The sequence below is a fragment of the Microbacterium sp. genome, from assembly GCF_049661145.1.
Lineage (GTDB): Bacteria > Actinomycetota > Actinomycetes > Actinomycetales > Microbacteriaceae > Microbacterium.
Genome location: NZ_JBASZT010000321.1, coordinates 1 through 1,878 on the forward strand (window position 1 = coordinate 1; position 1,878 = coordinate 1,878).

General features: G+C 71.6%; 2 protein-coding genes. Both read right to left on the reverse strand.

Annotated features, from left to right (window positions below; genetic code table 11):
• Positions 1–612 (reverse strand): metal-dependent transcriptional regulator (locus tag WBP48_RS13405; RefSeq protein WP_424441228.1); only part of this gene is annotated, 612 nt, incomplete at its 3' end.
• 23 nt (positions 613–635) lie between these two features.
• The coding region (locus WBP48_RS13410; protein WP_424441230.1) for an Nramp family divalent metal transporter at positions 636–1,878 on the reverse strand (1,243 nt) is incomplete at its 5' end.

A 1,878-nucleotide genomic window follows, 5' to 3' on the forward strand; every position in this document is an offset into this window, starting at 1 on the left:
GGGGGGCAGTTCGACGGTCGCGCCGCCGTCGACCCGGACGGCGTCGCGACCGGTGACGACGAGGGTATGCCCGACGTCGATGCCGTGAGCGCTGAGCGCGCGCAGCAGACCGGGATCGCGATCGCTCACGCGCAGCACGCGCCCCACGTGTCCGAGGTGCGCTGTCGCCAGGAGCACGAACGGGACGCGGTGGACGGCGCCGTCGGCATCCGGGATCGCGTCGCCGTGCGGGTCGAAGCGCGGGTGCCCCAGCCGGTCATCGATGCCGGCGAGCAGCCGGTCGCTGATCGTGTGCTCGAGCACCTCCGCCTCGTCGTGCACCTCGTCCCACGCGTATCCGAACTCGCGCACGAGCCATGTCTCGATGAGCCGATGCCGGCGGATGATGGATGCCGCGCGCACCGCCCCGGCATCCGTCAACGACACCGGGCCGTAGGGCCGGTGCGACACGAGCCCCTGCGCCGCGAGCTTCTGGACCATCTCGGTCACCGTCGACGCGGCAAGGGAAAGCTCCGCGGCCAGCTGCGACGGCGTGATGGGGGCGGGCTGCCACTCGGTGTGGTGGTAGATCGTCTTCAGGTAGTCGTCGATCGCGACGGAGTTCGCGGGCACGGTCCTCAGGGTAATGGCCGCGGTCACGCTCCCGACAGCACGAGCCACAGCAGCACGCCGTTCAGACCGACGAGGAACACCGACGCGACGACGCCAGCGGTGGTCGTCCACCAGCGGTTGCGGTGCACGCCGAGCACGGCACGGCGCGCCGTGAGGACGACGAGTGGGATGAGGGCGAACGGGATGCCGAAGCTCAGCACGACCTGGCTCAGGATGAGCGCCCAGGTGGGGTCGACACCGGCCGTCAGCAGCACGAGGGCTGGGATGAGGGTGATGAGGCGCTGCACGATCAGGGGGATGCGCACGCGGAGGAGGCCCTGCATGATCTCGGCGCCGGCGTAGGCGCCCACGGCGGTGCTGGCCAGCCCGCTTGCCAGCAGGCCCACCGCGAACAGCGTCGCGACCGCGCCGCCGAGCCCGGTGTCGAGCGCGGCATGGGCGCCCTCGAGGGTGTCGGTGCCCGCGACGCCCGCGAGGTTCGCTGCCGCGAGCAGCAGGATGCAGAGGTTCACAGTGCCTGCGATCGCGAGCGCGATCGTGACGTCCCAGCGCGTTGCGCGCAGGAGCCTGCGGGTGCCGGCGCTGCGGTCGGCGGCGTGAGAGGTCGGGCTCGTGAAGCGATCGCGCGCGAGCGCCGAGTGGGCGTAGATCGCGTGGGGCATGATCGTCGCCCCGAGGATGGATGCCGCCAGCAGCACCGACTCGGAGCCCTCGAACCGTGGAACGAGGCCCGCGGCGATGCCCGCGGCATCCGGCGGGGCGACGAACACGCCGTAGGTGAAGCCGAGCGCGATGACGGCGAGCAGACCGATGACGACGAACTCGAAGCTGCGGGCGCCGCGGCGCTGCTGGAACAGCAGCATCCCGATCGAGACGGCGCCCGTGATGAGCCCGCTGATCGGCAGTGGGACGCCGAACAGCAGCCACAGCGCGACGGCACCGCCGATGACCTCGGCGATGTCGGTGGCCATCGCGACGAGCTCGGCCTGCAGCCAGTAGGCGCGGCGGGCGCCGTTGTTGCCGATGCGTTTGCCTAGAGTCTCGGCGAGGCTCTGGCCGGTGATGATGCCGAGCTTGGCCGACAGGTACTGGATCAGCCAGGCCATGACGTTGCCGAGCACGACGACCCAGACCAGCAGATAGCCGAAGCGGGCGCCGGCGGTCATGTTGCTCGCGACGTTGCCGGGGTCGAGGTAGGCGACACCGGCGACCAGCGCGGGCCCGAGCAGCCAGGCGGCACGGCGGGGACGCGGTCTGTGCGCGCGC